9 protein-coding genes are annotated in these 19,817 nt (G+C 35.9%); 7 read left to right on the top strand and 2 right to left on the bottom strand.

Translation table 11 applies throughout. The annotated features are described in order from the left end of the window. Nucleotides 1-139: 139 nt before the first annotated feature. The 7 genes from P5P89_RS13490 to P5P89_RS13520 all read left to right on the top strand — a co-directional run bounded on the left by P5P89_RS13490 (nucleotide 140) and on the right by P5P89_RS13520 (nucleotide 14,243). Complete coding sequence (locus P5P89_RS13490; RefSeq protein ID WP_278008794.1) at nucleotides 140-3,703, top strand: SusC/RagA family TonB-linked outer membrane protein; 3,564 nt, start codon at nucleotides 140-142, stop codon at nucleotides 3,701-3,703. 14 nt (nucleotides 3,704-3,717) lie between these two features. Beyond that, the gene (locus P5P89_RS13495; protein WP_278008795.1) at nucleotides 3,718-5,127 is read left to right on the top strand and encodes a RagB/SusD family nutrient uptake outer membrane protein; all 1,410 of its coding nucleotides are present in this window, start codon (nucleotides 3,718-3,720) and stop codon (nucleotides 5,125-5,127) included. A gap of 73 nt (nucleotides 5,128-5,200) precedes the next feature. Next, nucleotides 5,201-6,400, top strand: a complete 1,200-nt coding sequence (locus P5P89_RS13500) for a TlpA disulfide reductase family protein (protein ID WP_278008796.1) — start codon at nucleotides 5,201-5,203, stop codon at nucleotides 6,398-6,400. A gap of 30 nt (nucleotides 6,401-6,430) precedes the next feature. After that, entirely contained in the window at nucleotides 6,431-7,564 is a 1,134-nt protein-coding gene (locus P5P89_RS13505) for a TlpA disulfide reductase family protein (protein WP_278008797.1), read from the top strand. 75 nt (nucleotides 7,565-7,639) lie between these two features. After that, a complete protein-coding gene (locus P5P89_RS13510) occupies nucleotides 7,640-10,432 on the top strand; it encodes a M16 family metallopeptidase (protein WP_278008798.1) in 2,793 nt (930 codons plus the stop codon). Between the two features lie 275 nt (nucleotides 10,433-10,707). Then, nucleotides 10,708-12,723: a protein-disulfide reductase DsbD family protein gene (locus P5P89_RS13515; protein ID WP_278008799.1), complete on the top strand. Its 2,016-nt coding sequence runs from the start codon at nucleotides 10,708-10,710 to the stop codon at nucleotides 12,721-12,723. Nucleotides 12,724-12,743: 20 nt separating this feature from the next. Next, nucleotides 12,744-14,243 (top strand): aminotransferase class V-fold PLP-dependent enzyme, encoded by a 1,500-nt coding sequence (locus P5P89_RS13520; RefSeq protein ID WP_278008800.1) that lies wholly within the window; start codon nucleotides 12,744-12,746, stop codon nucleotides 14,241-14,243. Between the two features lie 619 nt (nucleotides 14,244-14,862). On the opposite strand, the gene P5P89_RS13525 is transcribed toward P5P89_RS13520, so the two are convergent. Further along, nucleotides 14,863-16,602, bottom strand: coding sequence for a RagB/SusD family nutrient uptake outer membrane protein (locus tag P5P89_RS13525; RefSeq protein ID WP_278008801.1), 1,740 nt, complete (start codon nucleotides 16,600-16,602; stop codon nucleotides 14,863-14,865). A 28-nt stretch (nucleotides 16,603-16,630) separates the two neighbouring features. Then, the gene (locus tag P5P89_RS13530; RefSeq protein WP_278008802.1) at nucleotides 16,631-19,810 is read right to left on the bottom strand and encodes a SusC/RagA family TonB-linked outer membrane protein; all 3,180 of its coding nucleotides are present in this window, start codon (nucleotides 19,808-19,810) and stop codon (nucleotides 16,631-16,633) included. Between the last annotated feature and the right edge of the window lie 7 nt (nucleotides 19,811-19,817).

A 19,817-nucleotide genomic window follows, 5' to 3' on the forward strand; every position in this document is an offset into this window, starting at 1 on the left:
ATAATAAGGAATGCCTATGTAACAAAAATCCAAACCGAAGGATCGTTATTTAAAAAAACCGGAAAATGCGCCAACACTTTCCGGCAAATAGGAATGCGATCAGTAATTAACCAATCACACTAAAAAACATTTTAAAAGTATGAAAAAACTATTGAACAAAATCAGGTTCAACAAGCCTTTTTTGAAATTCGATTTGAAGATGAAATTGACGACATTATTATTATTAACCACTTTGTCAGTAATGCAGGCAGGTGTGACCTATTCTCAAAAGGGCAAACTTTCTTTCAGCGTTAATAACATGACTGTTGGAAAAGCGATAGAAAAGCTTGAATATACAAGTGATTACAGATTTGTATATAACGTAAGATCGGTAGATTTAGATCGTAAAATAGATGTTAATTTAACCAATGCCTCTATAGAAACGATACTGAATACCATTTTTAAAGATTCAGGTACCGATTATAAAGTGAGCGGTTCACATATCGTTTTAACGCCTAAAAAAGCCCCGGTTGAAAAACCAAAAGCTGAAGTACAGGATTTTATCGTAAAAGGAAGGGTAACCGATGAAAAAGGAATGCCTTTGGTAGGTGCAGCGATTTCTGATAATGGTTCAGGAAGAGGTGTTCAGACCGATTTTAATGGTGACTATCAGATTATTACAGTGGGCGGTGAAACTACATTGGCTTTTGCTTACTTAGGATACATCAGACAGGAAATAAAAGTAGGAGGAAGAAGTGTAATCAATGTTGTACTTAAAGAAGATACAGTTGAATTAGGCGAAGTGGTATTAACTACTGGTTATCAAAATATTTCGGCGGAACAGGCAACAGGATCTTTTTCTAATTTAAAAGCGAAAGATTTTCAGGAACAGCGTTTAAGCAGTTTAGATAAAATATTAGAAGGACGTATTGTTGGATATCAGGATGGTAAAATCCGTGGTACTACGACTATGAATGGATTAACAACTCCATTATATGTAATTGACGGTTTTCCGATAGAAAATACAAAATTCACTCCTTATTTTAGTTTAGAGGAAAATCTTCCCAATTTAAACTTAGAAGATATTGAAACTATTACGGTTTTGAAAGATGCGGCAGCGTCTTCTATTTATGGTGCACGTGCGGCAAATGGTGTAGTTGTAATTACAACCAAAAAAGCAAAAGCCGGAAAAACAAATATTTCTTTTTCCAGTAATCTGACTATAACTCCTTATAGAAATTATACCGGAAATCTGACAAGTTCAGCAGATATAATTGATTTAGAAAGAGAATGGGCTGCAAAAAACCCTAACTTACAAGGAGCAAATAGTGCTGCTTATGCAAAATCATTATTAAATAATGCTGTATTTACAAGCTTAGGAATGCAGACACAGCTAAATGGATATGCAGGAAATATTTCGCAGACCGAAGCAAATAATCGCCTGAATAGTCTTGCTGAACAAGGTTATAAATATTATGATGATATTGCCAGATATGCAAAACGTGACCAATATTTTGTTCAGCATAACGTAAGTTTAGGCAAAGCAACTGAATCAAATAGTTTTAATGCTTCATTGACTTATAAAGGAAATAAATTTGAAGATAAATATTCTGACAATCAGTTGGTTGGTTTGAATTTGAAAAACTCAACTGAAATTACGAGCTGGCTTACTTTAGATTTAGGTACTTACATTAATTACGGCAAAAGTAATACACAAACATATAATGCTTTTGTATCAGGATTTAAAACTCAGATGTACAATCAATTAGTAAATAATGATGGGTCAAATTTTATTTCTACTGCAGCATCCCGATATAATAACTTTACATTGCAATCCATGCAGACGTATGGTCTTTACAACATGGATATTACGCCAATGGAAGAATTTGGACGAAATATAAATGAAGGGCAAAACTTCCTGAACAGAACTTTTGCAAAATTTAATGTAAAGTTTAGTAAAGCACTTACTTACAACGCAATGTTTCAGTACGAGTATGGTGTTGACCGAAGTAGTTTAATAAGAGAAAAAGAATCTTTTGATGTTAGGGCTACAGTAAACGGTTTGGCAACTATTGCTAATAACAAAGCCGTTTATAATCTGCCTTACGGAGATATTTTAAAAGAAACGAATCAGTTTTCTAATGCTTACAACTTCCGTCAGCAGTTAAACTTTGATCAGACTTTTAATAAAGTGCATGACGTAACTGCCATTGCAGGTATGGAAATACGTCATGCAAAATTAGAATATGGTGACAACACACGTTACGGCTGGGATGAGCAGACTTTATCTTTCACACCCGTAAATCAGGCAGATTTGCTTAAAGTGTACGGGTCTGTTTTTGGAGGATCTATGAGAGTTAATGATTTCGCAGGAGATCGTGAATTGGTAAACCGTTATGTCTCTTTTTACGGAACGGGAGGTTATACATATGACAGAAGATATTCAGTAACAGGAAGTTTACGCTGGGACCGTTCTAATCTTTGGGGAACAGACAATAAATATCAAAATAAGCCAACCTGGTCTACCGGAGCAGCCTGGAATATTGATAAAGAATCTTTTTTTGCAGTTGATTGGATAAATGCACTTAAAATTCGTGCTTCGTATGGTATCGGAGGAAACGTGGCTAAGGATTCAGCACCTTATTTAACGGCAGGTTATTACGCTAATCCAAATGTTGGAGGAAATCAGGGGTATATTAGTTCAAGACCAAATCCTGAATTATCATGGGAAAAAACAACAACAACCAATATAGGCTTAGATTTTACATTCTTTAAAAACAGATTAAGCGGAACTTTTGATGTGTACAACAAAAAAGGACAGGATTTATTAGCAAACAGTAACGGAATCCCAACAGAAGGTTTTGGTTATGATACTAATAAGATAAATAATGGAGAAATGACCAACAAAGGTATCGAAACGAGTTTAAGAGGAACCATCATCAAAACATCTTCTTTCTCTTGGGATGCCTCAGTTTTATATGCCTATAACAAAAATAAAGTCGATTTCGTAAAAGTAGAAGCACCGGCATCTTACCTGCTGCTAGATGTTCCTTATGCTTATCCGAGAGTGGGTAACGATTACAATACTATTTATGGTTATAAATGGGCAGGTTTAAATGAAAAAGGTTTACCTCAGGTTTATAATGCAGCCGGTGAAAAAGTAATTTTCAATCCGTACGATTTAGATGCCATTCATGATTATGGTTCAATTGTACCAACGCATAGTGGTTCCTTTCACATAGCAGTAAACTACAAAAATTTCTCACTTACGGCATTGTTTATATATGAGTTAGGGCATAAAATAAGAAATACATTTTTACCAATGTTAGAGAATAATTATAATGGTGCACTGGGTGGTTATGTAAGCAATATTACAACTGTAAATAAAAATATCGTAAACCGTTGGCAGCAGCCCGGAGACGAAGCTTTTACAAATATACCTCGTGCGGTATACGAATATGAAGCTGATTTTACTTCAGATTCCCGTGATATTTATCGTTATGCGGACATCAATATTTTGGATGCTTCAAATGTGAGATTAAGCAATATTTCGTTGGCATATCAATTGCCAAAAGTGCTTATCGAAAAAGTAAAATTACAAGATGTGCGCTTTAATCTGAATGCGGAAAATGTCTACACTTTTGCCAAAAACAGTGATGCAAAATACATGATAGGCGGCTACCAGTCTCCAAGTTTTGTTTTGGGTGTAAATGTTAACTTCTAATTTAAAAAGACTAGATGATGAAAAATATATATAAAAAGATACTGTGCATTTTTGCATTAGGATTGGTTTTAGCCTCTTGCGACGATTATCTGGATGATGCACCAAAAGGCTCTAAAATTCCAACAACATTAGCTGATTATGAAGCTTTTCTTCGGGATGAATACGCTAACCAAAGTGTAAATGTTGCACAGGCATTAAACCTGATGAACGATAAGTTTATAGATATAGCTACTCTGGCAGCTGAGCGTTTGACAAAAGCAAATTACATGTGGGATGAAACAGCAGACCGTATCCAGTTAAATCAAGAAGATGAAAGCACTTATTATATGCAATATAAAGGAATTTCAACGTTTAATTTAATTATTGAGAATGCTTTAATAACAACTGAGGCAACTGAGGAACAAAAAAGAGCCGTTTGGGCCCAGGCAAAAATTTTGCGTGCCATGTCCTATTATAATCTGGTTAATTTTTATGCAGATACGTATTTGGCTTCAACAGCAGGGACAAAGTTATCAGTGCCTTTAATTACAAGTGCTGACATCAATGCACCAAGTAAACAAGTAACCATTCAGGAATTGTATGATTTTATTTTGAACGATGTAAAAGAAGCCTTGCCTTATTTGCCAAAAGTTTCACAAACAGCTTTACATCCTAATTTGGGAGCAGGTTATGCTTTTTATTCACGTGTGTATTTGCAAATGAGTAATTACATAGAAGCCTTGAAGTATGCTGATCTGGCTTTAGCCGAAAACAATAAATTATACGATTGGAACGCTTATTATATTGCGAATAAAGCAGTAATTGATATTCCAAATGATTATACTAATACACCCTCTCCAATGGGATATGATTATGTTGAAAATTACACATTTCGTCATGGTGAAAGAACGTATTTATCTACAGAATATAGTATTCCGGTAGAGCGTGCGCAACGTTTTGAAAGTGGAGATGTTCGTTTTAGATCACGTTGGGAACTTAGAACTGTTGGTGCAGATACGTATTACAGAAGAACTTTGTCCGGAATGTTTAATTACGGCGGAATCACAACTGTTGAAATATATTTGATTAAAGCAGAATGTCTGGCCCGTGCCAATCAAATTAGCCAGGCGTTAGATATTTTAAATACAGTGCGTAAAACACGTATTCAGCCATCATCTTATCAGGATATTGTAACTACAGATAAAACAACTGCTCTAAATGCTATTTTTAGAACTAAAAACAATGAACTTATTTTAACGATTATTCCTTTTGCAGATGCTCGCCGTTTAAACGCAGAGGGCACTTATAAAGTGAGTTTCTCAAAAGTAAATGCGGGAACGACTTACACTTTAGCGTCAACGTCTCATTTATGGACGATGCCTTTCCCTCAGGGAGCAACAAGAAATCCGGGTAATGGAAAGATTACTCAAAATGTAGATAAATAAAAATCCCAAAGCTTCCTGAGTAGGTATTCCGAAAGGGGAGCTTCTTATAAAATATCAAAAATATCAATCAAAAATGAATACAATTAAATTTAAAATTTTAGGATTGAGTATCTGTCTGTTTATGATTACGAACATTCAGGCTCAAAAGAAAAAAGCAGCCACTCCGGCAGCAACTTCTTATACGATTGAAGGAAATATTACAGGCCTTGAAGACGGAACTATTGTAAAATTAGTTCCTAGCGCCACACATTCTTCGGAACCCGCAGTGGCAGAAACCACAATTAAAGACGGAAAATTTACTTTTACAGGAAAATTAAATGAGCCAAGATTTTTTTACCTCACATTTGGAGATAACAAAGGATTCATACCTGTAGTAATCGAAAATTCAAAAATAAAAGTTACTGCTACAGCAGAGGCTCCAAAACAGGAAAGCGGAAGAATCAGTTTCAAAGGGCAGACAATTACGGGTTCAAAATCAAACGATTATTTTGTACAGCAAACTGCTTTCAAAGAGGAATTAAATAAAGATTATGAAGCATATCATGTAGGAATTGATGAACTAAGTAACATTGTAGGAAAAGCCAGAAAAGAAAACAACAAGAAACTGTTAGATTCTGTTTACAATACGCCACAATGGAAAAAATTTGAAGCAGATGAAAAAGCTTTTTTCACTAAAGTAGAAAAAACAACAACCGATGTAATCACAAAACATAAAGCAAATTGGTGGGGACCGTTTTTTATGATGACGCAGTTTTCGTATTTAACACCGGATCAAAAGCCATTGTATGAGCAATTCTCCGATGCAGCCAAAAAAAGCTACTACGGACAATTGGTTGACAAAGAAGTAAATCCTAAATCTTTGGTAGGAACCAGCGTTGCTAATTTTCAGTTAAATGATAAAGACGGAAATTCTAAAAGTGTAAAAGACATTGTTTCGGGTAAAAAATACATTCTGATTGATTTTTGGGCTTCCTGGTGTGCACCTTGCCGTAAAGAAATTCCAAACCTTAAAAATGCTTATGCAGCCTACGCTGAAAAAGGATTTGAAGTTTTAAGCATTTCTATCGATAAAGATGAAAAAGCATGGCAAAAAGCATTGGCACAAGAAAATATGCAATGGCCAAATTTGCACGATGATGATAAAGTGAGCAAAGCATTTAATGTAAAAACAATTCCGGCAACTTATTTAGTAGACAGTAAAGGTATTATCATCAACGATAATTTAAGAGGAGCAGCATTAGAAGAAAAATTAAAAGAATTATTGAAATCATAATCTGGTTTTAACAAATAAAAAAATATCAACATGAAAAACACAATTTTAAAAACAGGTTTATTGGCACTAGCGATGGTAGCCTCAATTACTTCCTGTTCTAAGAAAGAGGAAGGTTTTACAATCACCGGAAATATTCCCGAACAAAAAGACGGGATGATCTATTTAGAATTTCAGGATGGTGATCAGACTGTAGTTAAAGATTCTGCCAAAATTGTGGACGGCAAATTTTCTTTTGCAGGAAAAGTAGAAGAGCCTTTGCGATACAGCATTAAGCTAAAAGGGCAGGAATACGGAAAAGTTTTTGTTTTAGGAAATGAAACGATTTCATTTACAGCTCATAAAGACACCATTTACAATGCAAAACTGACCGGAGCAATTCAGGATTCTATTTATTCGTCATATTATAAAAATGAATTTAAAAAGATTCAGAATATTGCAGGTCCAATTTACAAGCTATCCGATTCTTTAAGTCAAAACGGAAAAGTTAAACTTTCTGAGGAGCAAAAAACTATGATGGATAAAAAATGGAAGGATTTGCAGACTTTAGCAGACGATCTTACTTTCAAATTTATCAAATCACATAAAGATCAGGTTGCAGGAGCATTGATTTTAGACGATCGTTTGGTAACCTATGGAACGCCTGAACAGGTAAAAGAATATTTTGCTGTTTTAAGCCCGGAAGTACAAAAATCTTATTTTGGTAAAAAAATAAAAGAAGGAATCGAACTGAATAATAAAACAGCCATTGGCGTTGCAGCTCCGCAATTCTCACAAACAGATGTAAACGGAAAAGTCGTAAAATTATCAGATTACAAAGGGAAATACGTACTACTTGATTTTTGGGCAAGCTGGTGCGGTCCATGCCGAAAAGAAAACCCAAATGTGGTTTTGGCATACAAAACCTACCATGATAAAGGGTTTGAGGTTTTGGGAGTTTCTCTGGATGATAAAAAGAACCTTTGGGAAAAAGCAATCGCAAAAGACGGTTTGACCTGGACACATGTTTCAGATTTAAAAGGCTGGAAAAATGAAGCTGCTGTTTTATACGGTGTAAAATTAGTTCCAACCAATTATTTGATTGGTCCTGACGGAAAAATCGTGGCTAAAAACCTTAGAGAAGCTGAACTTCAGTCAAAACTAAAAGAAATTTTCAGTAAATCATAAAAATTCTTTTACACTATAAAACGGTTGCTAATGATGATCGTTTTATAGTTTCCTTTAATAAAATATCAAAAACAAATGAAAAAATACATTTTTCTGGGCTGTTGCTCACTGGCTTTCTGTATGCTTGTTTCTGCGCAGAGCAAATCGGTTAACTTTAAAAAAATCAAGGAATTAGGTGGGATAGAAGAATATTTGTATCAGCCAAATGGTATGAATGTTTTGCTTTTGCAGGATAATGCTTCTCCGGTTGCAACTGTACAAATTGTATATCGTGTGGGCTCAAAACATGAAGTTTTAGGAAACACGGGGTCAACCCATCTTTTGGAACATTTAATGTTTAAGGGAACTCCAACTTTTAATAAAAAAAGCGGAACTACAATTACAGATGTGCTTCAAAATACAGGAGCTCAGCTAAATGCCACAACCTGGTATGACAGAACGAATTATTTTGAAACCCTTCCAAGTGATAAAATTGAATTGGCTTTGCAGATTGAAGCCGACAGAATGCGTAATTCTTTATTGACCAAAGAAGATAAAGAAGCAGAAATGACCGTTGTACGCAATGAATTTGAACGTGGAGAAAACGATCCGAATAGTTTACTGGATAAAGAAATCTGGGCTTCGGCTTATATTGCACATCCGTATCATCACTCTACAATTGGCTGGAAATCGGATATTGAAAAAGCGCCAATTGAAGTTTTACGTAATTTTTACAATACCTATTACTGGCCTGATAATGCGACTTTAACCATTATCGGAGATTTCAAAAAAGAAAATGTATTTGAATTAATTGAGAAATATTTTGGAGGGATCACAAAAGCGCCGCATACTTTGCCACAGCCTTATACCGAAGAGCCGCAACAATATGGTCCGCGTAAAATTATCGTTAAAAAACCGGGCGAGTTAGGTGTAGTAAACAAAGCCTATAAAATTCCAGGAGCTTTACACGAAGATTTGCCGGCTCTGAATATTTTAGGTGAAATCATCGGAGCAGGACCTTCGGCAATTTTGAATAAAACTTTTGTAGATACCCGTATGGGAATTTATTCATATGCTAGTGCAACGAATTTTAAAGAAGTTGGTCTTTTTACTATTGGAGTTGGTTTTCCAACCACTTCAAAACATGAAGATATCGAGGCTAAAATAAACGAAGTTGTGGCTAAAATTCAAAAAGAAGGCGTAACTCAGGATGAGGTAAACCGGGTTGTTGCCAAAATTAGTGCACAAACTATTTTAGGGCGTGATGGTTCGGGCGTTATTGCTTCAGAATTGAACGAAGCGATTGCGTCAGGCGACTGGACAGATTTTGTAACAGGAGTTGACCGATTGAAAAAAGTAACTCCGGCTGATGTTTTGCGTGTGGCTCAAACATATTTAGTGGAAGACCAAAGCACAACAGGCTATTTTATTCCGAAACAATCCGGAACTCAAAATCAGGATGCAGCGCATGCTAATAATTTTATTCCAGAAAACCAGCCGTTTTATTATAGACATCCGGAACATAATGATGCTGAAAAAGCTTTTGAATATGAGAATTTTGAAGGAGAAACAACATTAGCAACAATATCAGCAGAAGATAATAATGCAGTTGAAAAAGGAACTTCAGCTTACAGAAGAGAAAAAGTAGCGGGAATTGACGTAATTTCTGTAAAAACATCTGCTAAGGATTTTGTTACCGTTGCAGCCAGTATTTCATTGGGAAATTTCATTAATGAAACTAAAAATCCGATGATTTCTTCTTTAGCAGCTTCGATGTTATCAAAAGGTACTACGCTGAATGACAAATTTAAATTCTCAGAAAAGCTTCAAAAGTTAGGGGTGAATCTGAATGTAAGTGCTTCAACTACCAAAATAAATATAGGTTTTAAATGCCTTAAAAAAGATTTGGATCAGGTAATTGTTTTATTGGCCGAAGAAATTCGTAATCCTTTATTTGATCAAAAAGAATTCGAAAAATTGCAACAGCAGTTTACAGGAAACACGCAGCAAAGCTTAAACGATCCGGGTGAAAGAGGAGAAATTGCTTTGTCTCAGGCGATTTATCCGAAAGGGAATCCAAATTACAGTTTAAGTGTTGAAGACAATTTAAACAATATTAAAAATGCAACCCTTGATGAGGTAAAAGCATTTCATAAAAAATACTTCGGACCGGCTTCGATGCATTTGGTAATTGTTGGTGATACAGAAGGTGCTAATTTGAATGCTTCTTTGAAAAAATCATTCAAGAACTGGAATGGCGGCGTTTCTGAAACCTTAAAATTTGAAGATGCTGTAAAAGCGGCTCCTAAAACAGAAGTAGTTACAATCGCCGAAAAACCAAGTGCCGAATTATACATCGGACAATACACAGGTTTAAAAAGAGCCGATGCCGATTATATTCCGTTTTACATTGCAAACTATACTTTAGGTGCCGGTTTTGCTGGTCGTTTGATGCAGACCGTTCGTGATAATGATGGGTTAACGTACAGCATTTCATCTGGTTTAGGAGGAAATATTCAAACGGGAGGCTACTGGATGGTAAACGCTTCTTTCAATCCAAATTTATTTCAAAAAGGACTGGATGCTACTATGGTTCAGGTGGATAAATGGGTAAAAGACGGAATCACAGCGACTGAATTGGAGAACAAAAAAACGAATTTGATTGGAAGTTTTAAAGTTGGAATGTCTACTACAAGCGGAATGGCAAGAACGATTTTGAGTTTTGTAGAAAGAGGGCTGGAGCCAAATTACATTGAGCAATATCCGAATGATATCGAAAAAGTGACTTTGAAACAGGTTAACGATGCGATTAAAAAATACATTCAGCTGGATAAAATGATCATCATCAAATCAGGTTCTTTGGATAAAGATGGGAATCCTTTGAAATAGTTTTTAATTATTTAGCCTAAATTTATTTCATTCCTCGTCCCTCGGAATGACAAAAACACCCATAATTATGTGGATAAAGAAACTTTGTCAAATTCTTAAACTTTGACAAAGTTCTCTCAACCTGAAACTTTAAACCTGAAACAAAAAAACAACATTCATAAGTCTTTCATTACCTCATTTTTAGAATCTGAATTAGTAAGCCATTTTCTGTGAAAGACCCGAAGAAGCTGTCGGCAAGCAGCTTTTTCTTTAAAAAATATCAAATCAAAAATCCAATGAAAAATAGCATAATTACCTTCATGCTGCTGCTGAGTGCGGGCATGTTTGGGCAGATGTATAATCCCGTAAAATGGAAAACTTCTGCAGAACAGCTTTCAGAAAAAGAATATCTTTTAAAAATTCAGGCCGAAATTCAGTCAGGCTGGCATTTATACGGACAATATATTGAAGAAGGAGGTCCGTCAAGAACTGCTTTTAGTTTTAAAAATCCGAATAAAAATTTCGAATTAATAGGTAAAACAACAGAAGAAAAAGGACATGAAGTTCAGGATAAAATTTTCGATATGAAAATTAAATATTTTGAAGGGAAAGCGCTTTTTACACAAAAAATCAAAATTGTTTCAGGTTCCATAACAGTTGTAAATGCTGAGGTTGAATTTATGGTTTGTGATGACAGCAATTGTTTACCGCCATCTTCAGAAGAATTGATTTTTAAAATTCCGGCTTCAAAAGTGGCCGCTGCCGAAGAAACTACTGTTACAAAAAATGATACTGTAATCGCAAAGAATGATACATCAGCAGTAAACAAAACTCCGATTGTTAATGAAAAAGATTCTCAAAAACCATTAGTAAATTTATCACTTAAAGCATCTTCAAAAGGATTATGGAGCATTTTTATTATTTCTTTTCTTTCAGGTTTTGCGGCTTTATTGACACCTTGTGTTTTCCCGATGATTCCGATGACCGTAAGTTATTTTACGAAGCAGAGTAAAACCAAAGCTTCCGGAATCAGAAATGCTTTGATTTATGGATTCTCGATTGTAATTATTTATGTTTTATTGGGTTCGATTGTAACCGCGGTTTTTGGTGCCGATTCGCTGAATGCCCTTTCAACAAATGTTTGGTTCAATCTTATTTTCTTTATTTTATTAGTCGTTTTTGCCTGTTCATTTTTGGGAGCTTTCGAAATTATGTTGCCGAATGCATTGGCGAATAAAGTAGATTCACAAGCCGACAGGGGAGGACTGATCGGAATTTTCTTTATGGCTTTGGCTTTGGCTATTGTGTCATTTTCGTGTACAGGTCCAATTGTCGGAACCTTGTTGGTTGAAGCGGCTTCAAAAGGAGGAATCGCTCCAATTGTCGGAATGTTAGGATTTTCGATTGCGATTGCTTTGCCGTTTTCATTATTTGCTGCTTTTCCGGGCTGGCTGAATGCTTTGCCAAAATCCGGAGGCTGGCTAAATACGGTAAAAGTGGTTCTTGGTTTTTTAGAATTGGCTTTAGCCTTTAAATTTTTATCGAATGCCGATTTGGTTTTACAGCTTCATTGGCTTGAAAGAGAAGTTTTCCTTGCCATCTGGATTGCCGTTTTTGGAGCTTTAGCCTTCTATTTATTCGGAAAAATTACACTGCCGCATGATTCGCCTTTAAATCATATTTCTGTTGGAAGATTAAGTCTTGGCTTGGTTGTTTTAGCATTTACGATTTACCTGATTCCCGGACTTTGGGGTGCACCTTTAAAATTGATCAGCGGATTTCCTCCGGCAATGCATTACAGCGAATCTCCGGACGGATTTGGGGCTAAAAATGAATCGGCAACAAAAGTACCTTTGCCTGAGGGAGCAGAATATGGTCCGCAGAACATTATTACTTTTCATGATTATGACAAAGGAATGGAATTTGCCAAAAAAGAAGGAAAGCCTGTATTGCTTGATTTTACAGGTTATGCCTGTGTAAACTGCCGAAAAATGGAAGAACTGGTTTGGTCTGATCCTAAAGTTTTAGGTGTTTTAAATAACGATGTGGTTTTGATTTCGCTGTACGTTGATGATAAAAGGGAACTGCCTGAAAGTGAGCAATATGTTTCTGAAACAACCGGTAAAAAAATCAAAACGATTGGGAATAAATGGAGCGACCTTCAGATCAAAACCTACAAAGCCAATGCACAGCCATTTTATGTAATTGTAGATCATAACAGTGCCAATCTGACTGAGCCTTCTGCTTACAATCCGGATATCGAAGCCTATTACAACTGGCTTCAAAGCGGAATTAAAAATTTTAAAAAATAAGTTTTAAAAGAAATTAAAGGATGGATACTATTCTGAATAAAACTGAAATCACCCAATTAGAACAACATTTTTCAAAGTTTAGAGGCAATATAATTGGCGTGAATCATACCTTCGAATCGGTTTACGGGGAACAAAAATTATATTACGCCGACTGGATTGCCAGCGGAAGATTGTACATTCCGATAGAAGATATTATGCTCAATAAGATAGGTCCGATGATTGCCAATACACACTCTTTTTCAAGTGAAACAGGAAAAGCATCAACTTATGCTTACCAACATGCCCGACAACTAATTAAAAAGCATGTTAATACTAATGAATCGGATGTTTTGGTAGCAACCGGAACCGGAATGACTGCTGCTTTGAATAAGCTGCAGCGTATCATGGGACTACGTTCTGCTGATAATATTTACAATGTTAAACTGAAATATGATGATGAACGTCCAGTGGTTTTTATCACGCATATGGAACATCATTCGAATCAGGTGCCGTGGTATGAAACCATTGCTGATGTTGTGGTTTTGCGTGCCGGCGAAAATAATCTGGTTGATCCAAAGATTCTGGATGAGGAGTTAAAAAAGTATTCAAACAGAAATTTAAAAATTGGATCATTCACAGCCTGTTCTAATGTTACCGGAATTATTACGCCTTATCACGAACTCGCAAAAATCATGCATGAGCATGGAGGTTATTGTTTTATTGATTTTGCAGCTTCGGCACCTTACGTGAAAATCGATATGCATCCTAAAGATCCAGAAGAACGTTTAGATGCGATTTTCTTTTCGCCTCATAAATTTTTAGGAGGGCCGGGAACTTGTGGTGTTTTGGTTTTTAATGAAGCATTATATAAGTCGAATTTTCCCGACAATCCCGGAGGAGGAAATGTAAAATGCACAGATCCCTGGGGCGGTTATTATTACAGTGATGCGATAGAGGTAAAGGAAGACGGCGGAACTCCGGGTTTTTTACAGGTCATGCGTGCCGCTTTATGTATGGAATTGAAAGAACAAATGGGGATTCAAAACATAAAAGAAAGAGATAAAGAATTATTAGATCTGTGTTTTGAAGAACTTCAAAAAATTGAAGGTTTATCAATTCTGGGAGATTTGAAAAGTGAACGTATTGGCTGTGTTTCTTTTACTATTGAAAATATTCATTATAATTTAATAGTAAGACTTTTGAACGACCGTTTTGGAATTCAGGTTAGGGGAGGATGGTCCTGTGCGAGTACATATGCTCATTATTTGTTTGATATTGATGAACATACATCAAAAACTTTTACTCATGAACTTCTTCAGAAAAACCTAAGTAATAAACCCGGCTGGGTTCGCCTTTCATTACATCCAACTATGGCTAATGAAGAACTTTTATTTATTTGTGAGGCTATACAAAAAGTAGTTCTTAATTATAAAGAATGGCAAATAGGGTATGAATACAATCCCTCTAATAATGAATTTGAAAGTATTTTAGCAAAAGAAAAGATTGGAGAAGATGTAAAAGAATGGTTCTGTTTAGACTAAAGGTAATTTTTTGAAAAGAAAATAAAGTCACTCCATTTAGTAGTGTGCTTTTTTGAAAAAATCAGTGATTTCATAAACTACAAGCACGACAGGACAGGTCGGTTTTGTTTCTAATAAATATGTTCGTTAATAGGAATACCAGATTTGGTTAGAAATCTTATCTGTTTTATTAATACAAAAGCGATTAGTTGTGAATGAGATCACAATTGATTGTGTTGTTTTTGGTTATGACAACGGTTGTTTGAAGGTACTTTTGTCAAAACAGAATAAACGAGTAGGGACGAAGTGGGGACTTATTTCCGGAATGGCAAGATGTAAAGAATACCGATGCTGCTGCTTTGACATTGCTTAATGAATATGGCAGCTTTAAAATGTATTTTTAAAAATCTGTTTCGAGGGAATTTGTTTTGGATTTTTAAATAGTTTTAAGGTAATTTTTTAAATTGAGCTTCTTTTGAAATACAGCTGCCTTAGCCCAGACAGAAGCGGCATCCTTTGACTGCTTTCTTTAAGCAGGCAAAGATAGAGTGGATGGCTGGAGTAGCTCCTGAAAAAACAAAAGACCTTAGTAGTAAACGAATTACTGCTAAGGTCTTTTTATTGAATTATCATTCTAAAGTTATTTCCAGGTAAAGGGCAAATACCAATTATTAACATTCATCAATTTAGATCGTACTGCATCAGCATTTGCATTTCCTTCCTCCTTAAGTTTATCACGGACCTTATCAGCTAAAAAGGCTGGGTCATTTCTACGTAAAGAAATACGTACGAGGTCTTCCCAGCGATTTCCTTCATACGCTAATTCTAAAGCAGCTTCATTAATGATATTATTTTCAATAGAAGTTAAACTGTCTCCTACGACTGCAGCTCTTTGAAGTCTCGCACGACCACGGATACCACCCCCACGGTGCCAGATTGCTCTAAAAGATGGAAAGTCACCCTGACGTGCATCAAAATCATATGGGAAGGCTTCTTTGGTTTGCTTAATATTTGTAGCATCTCCAGTAGCATTATTATATCCTGCAGGGGTATAGGCTTCCTGTATACCAAAATTTAAAAGGGCATCAGCAATTCTGTGTTGATTGTCTCTGTTGGCTGCTTCTGCATAACGCAAATGTAATTTGGCTGCACGATATAAAAACCAGTCTCCATCTGTTTTGAATGTATTGGCAGCAGCTTCATATTTATAAATATATTTCATGATGACAGGTTCGCCGCCCACCATTTTATAAGTGAATTTTTGCCCACGCGCATCATAAGGAAACCCATTGCTTTGTGTGTTGCTTTGCCAAAGATCTATTGCTCGTTTAGATGGTTTTGCTAAGTATTTTCCACCTGTTTTTGAAAAAATTTCAATAAATGGATTTTTAGGTGCAAAATCACTATCAAAAGGTAATGACCAAATCCATTCTGTGTTCCACAATACATCCCTGTCTCTTCCAAATATGGATCTCCAGCCTTGCGTATTGTTATCTACTAATGTTGTTGCGTCCTGTTCGTAATATCTTAAATAACCTACAGCTAAGTCATTGTTTGTCACAACTTCAGCATATTTAATTCTATACATGTCAACATCGTTTCTTGGGGTTCCGGTTTCCATTACATTTTTGTAATGTGTAGCCGCCTGTAAATAATTTCCTTTCCAAAGCTGCAAATCGCCCAATAAACATTCTTTATTGATAAAAAACTTCTCTGTATTATAACCGTCCACAGTTACTAATAAGCTGCTGCCTGATTCGTATATTTTTTTATACTTCAATCCTTCAGTAAATTTTACCAGTTCATCCAAAAGCTGATTAAAAGAAAGTCTTGGAAATTTACTAATATTCTTAACATCTTCTAGGTTTGCCAAAGGTTCAGTGACGTACGGAACAGTACCATACTGAATCCCTAATTGTAAATAAATCCAGGAACGGATACAGGCAACATCTGCATAACGCTGTTCGTATTGCGATTGCGTGAATTTCTTTTCGGCAACCATAATGTCGAAATTTTTAAGGGCGTCATTACAGTTTTGAATCACCAGATAGAAGTCTTTTGGACTTACATATGGGTTCTCTGCCGAAACATTTTGTTCTGAAAGTTCTTTTAGATAAGGATCAGAGTTATTGGTTGTTGTCATCAAATCTGCCCGCATTTCATTAAGGATAACGTACTTTTTTGCAAGTCCCATAAATTTCCCATAAATCCCTATAACAGCAGCATCGGCATCGTATACGTTGCGGTACATTTGCTCTTCGGCTACTTTATCCTGAGGCTCTACATCCAGATATTGCTCACAAGAGCCAAGGCTCAGTAAAAGCACTGATACCCATAAAATGGCTTTGGTCGATTTTTTTGTTCTTATTGTTGTTGTCATTGGTCTGTTGTATGTTGTAATAATAATTTTAAAGCCCTAAACGTAATCCAAGCTGATAGTTTGTAAACTGAGGAACCAGACCAATATCTGCTCCCTGTCCAAAAATAGATGAGGTAGCGCTGAATTCAGGATCATATCCAAGATATTTAGTGAAAGTAACTAAATTGTTGGCTGTAGCGTACGCTTGAATATATTTGACATATTTACTGTTGATAGGAATGTTATATCCTAACACTAATGTTTTCAATCTCAGATAAGAACCATCTTCAATCCATCTGTCTGAAAATTCGGCATTGCCCATTGGGTCTCCCCAGGTTGCTTTTGGCATATCTGTCTGCTGTCCTTCGGCCCTCCATCTGTTTGCAACAGCTATACTTTGATTTTCATATCCGCTCATTTTTTCAAGATTGTAACGCACTCCGTTGTAAAGATCGTTGCCAACAGAGAAATTAAACAATGCCTGCAGGCTAAATCGCTTGTATGTGAAATTTGTGCTAAAACTTCCTGTTACATCCGGATTCGGGTTTCCGATAACCATACGATCTTTATCATCTATTACTTTATCTCCGTTCACATCTGTAAAACGCATATCTCCACCACTAAACGGAACTAAGCTGCCATTTGTTAAACGTCTTGATAATCCTTCAGCAGTTGCTTCAGCAGTTGTGCTGTATACTCCGTTACTATTTAATCCGTAAAATAAATTGGCATCTTTACCAACAGAAGTTAAGTAAGTAGCTCCGCCAAATTGCGTAAGAATATCGCCGCTTGGCAGACTTTCAACTTTATTTTTATAATGGCTAACATTAAATCCAAAGTCAAAAGTAAAGTCTTTAGTGTTGACAACACGTGCATTCAAAGCAAGTTCAGTTCCATATGTACGCATTGCGCCACCGTTGGTAACTACATAATCAAATCCGCTTTCAGCAGCGATTGTTTCGTAGGTAATCATGTTGGATGTTTTATTTAAATAATAGTCAACAGAAAGATTGATACGTTCTTTGAACAAGCCTAAATCCATACCTAAATTCTTTTTTAAAACGGTTTCCCATTGCAAATCAGGATTTCCAATATTACCACGAACCAAACCTTGCATTCCCAATAAATTTTGAGAAACATAATACGTTTGAGCCGTATAATTACCAATATCATCGTTTCCGCTTGTACCGATACCAATTCTGAGTTTAAGATAATCGATGTCTTTTATATCTTTCATGAAATTTTCTGATGATACTAACCATGCACCTGAAATTGAAGTCATCAAGGCATATTTACTTTTTCCTGTTGCTGCATCATCTCCAAAACGGCTTGAACCATCTACAGCATAACTTGCGGTTAGAAAATATTTATTACGGAAATTATAATTTCCATTAGCATACATATTCATCCAGTTCGATTCACCTAACGCTCCACCTACCTGGCGCAACAAGTTAGAACCTGCACCCACGCTTGTAAAATCATCAGTAGAAGAATTGTATCCTAAACCTAAATCGCTTTCTGTTTTATTGGTCTGAGCCCTGAATCCGAAACGGACATCTAAATTATGGTCATTAGAAAAGTTTTTCATATAACTCGCAAAAGTGTCTGTATAAAGGCCATTATAAATCTGAACTTCGCTTCCTGATTGGTTTTTACCAATAGCAGTAGGCAAGATAAGATCTGCAACCCCCATATCCGGAAGAAAAAATGATTCTCTTTCTTTATTATAATTCAAACCAACTATTGAAGTAATATTCCATGCTTTATTTAGGGCATAGTTAAATTTTAAGTTACCAAAAAAGCGATAGTTGTTATTTTTGGCAAATCCATTTGCCAGAATAGCATTTGGGTTACTTACATTAAAGTAGTCTGTATCAGCAAAATTAGGAGAAACTTCTCCGGCATCGCTAACATCATTATAAGTTAAAAAAGGAGATTTTGTCAATGCTAAATACAGCGGACTTGTTTTATAAGCGAAACCTTGATTCCACTGATTTTGCTGATTGTCAATAAAAGAAAGATTAGCATCTATAGTTAGTTTTTCTGTTAATTTCAGTGCAGCATTTAAACGAACGCTATAACGTTTTGCATTTGTGCCTGTAATAATTCCCTGACTGTTTAAGTAACCAACAGACAAACCAAACTTTGCAATATCGTCACCTCCACGAACTTTTAGGAAGTAATTTTGATTATAACTGGATTTAAAAACCTGATCCTGCCAATTGGTCTGGTTATGGTATTGGTAATATCCAGGAGAACCAACAAGGTCATTCATATAAGGCAAATCAGCAATTTGCTGCTGTGACAAACCACGGCTTGCTTCTAGCTGAGAGATGTGCGTACGATAAGCATCAGCACCCAAAAGTGGTAATTCATCAGGAGTTTGGTTAACACCTCCATACATCGTGAAATCAATTTTGGTTGATAACTCGCTTGCTCTGGTCGTTGTTATGTTTATCACACCATTAGCTCCTTTTGTCCCGTATAATGAAGTCCCGTCTTTAATGATAGTTACGTCTTCGATATCCTTAACATCAATATTTGTTAAAGGAGAAGAGCTGTTGTTTTGTATGATTCCGGAACCGTAATCTTCATCGTCATAAATCATTCCGTCTACAATAATTAAAGGTCTGTTACTGCCATATAATGAATTAAAGCCTCTCAAGGCCAGATAACTTCCGGCGTTGGGGGCACCGGAATTTCTGACACTATTTAGTCCAGCTGCTCTGCCTTGAAGAAATCCAGCAACAGATTCGGTTACAGAACTGGACCATTGATCTTTTTCGAAGTCAACAACACTGGCTGCATTGGTATTGTTATACTGCATCACATTTCCTGATGGCAAATTTGCTATCTGATAGGTAGCAGAGTAGTTGGTTTCATTTAAGAATATTTCTAAACCTGTTTTTCTGTTTTTGATGGGATAAACTTTAGTTTGAAAATCCTGACCACTTACGGTAAGAAGTACTCCTAAATTGGGTACATCAATTTCAAAACTACCGTCATCTTCTGTAATGGCTGCAGAAAATCCTTCAATAGCGATGTTGATTCCTGATAGAGGTGCTTTAGTTTTTGCACTTTTAACAACACCCTGCACTAAAATTCCCTGTATTTTTTTCTGAGGAGTTGTTGCAGTTGAATCCTGAACTTCCTGGGCGTATAATTGCGTTTCAAGACTACCGGCAAAAAAGAGGCTTACAAGGCAAGTTAGTTTTATAATTTTTAACATAATTAAC

Origin of the sequence: Flavobacterium gyeonganense (assembly GCF_029625295.1) — a bacterium.
Classification (GTDB): domain Bacteria; phylum Bacteroidota; class Bacteroidia; order Flavobacteriales; family Flavobacteriaceae; genus Flavobacterium; species Flavobacterium gyeonganense.

Bases quoted from the DNA above. Each gene is read 5' to 3' on its own strand.
- P5P89_RS13490 (WP_278008794.1), top strand. From the start codon at position 140: ATGAAAAAACTATTGAACAAAATCAGGTTCAACAAGCCTTTTTTGAAA.
- P5P89_RS13495 (WP_278008795.1), top strand. From the start codon at position 3,718: ATGATGAAAAATATATATAAAAAGATACTGTGCATTTTTGCATTAGGA.
- P5P89_RS13500 (WP_278008796.1), top strand. From the start codon at position 5,201: ATGAATACAATTAAATTTAAAATTTTAGGATTGAGTATCTGTCTGTTT.
- P5P89_RS13505 (WP_278008797.1), top strand. From the start codon at position 6,431: ATGAAAAACACAATTTTAAAAACAGGTTTATTGGCACTAGCGATGGTA.
- P5P89_RS13510 (WP_278008798.1), top strand. From the start codon at position 7,640: ATGAAAAAATACATTTTTCTGGGCTGTTGCTCACTGGCTTTCTGTATG.
- P5P89_RS13515 (WP_278008799.1), top strand. From the start codon at position 10,708: ATGAAAAATAGCATAATTACCTTCATGCTGCTGCTGAGTGCGGGCATG.
- P5P89_RS13520 (WP_278008800.1), top strand. From the start codon at position 12,744: ATGGATACTATTCTGAATAAAACTGAAATCACCCAATTAGAACAACAT.
- P5P89_RS13525 (WP_278008801.1), bottom strand. From the start codon at position 16,602: ATGACAACAACAATAAGAACAAAAAAATCGACCAAAGCCATTTTATGG.
- P5P89_RS13530 (WP_278008802.1), bottom strand. From the start codon at position 19,810: ATGTTAAAAATTATAAAACTAACTTGCCTTGTAAGCCTCTTTTTTGCC.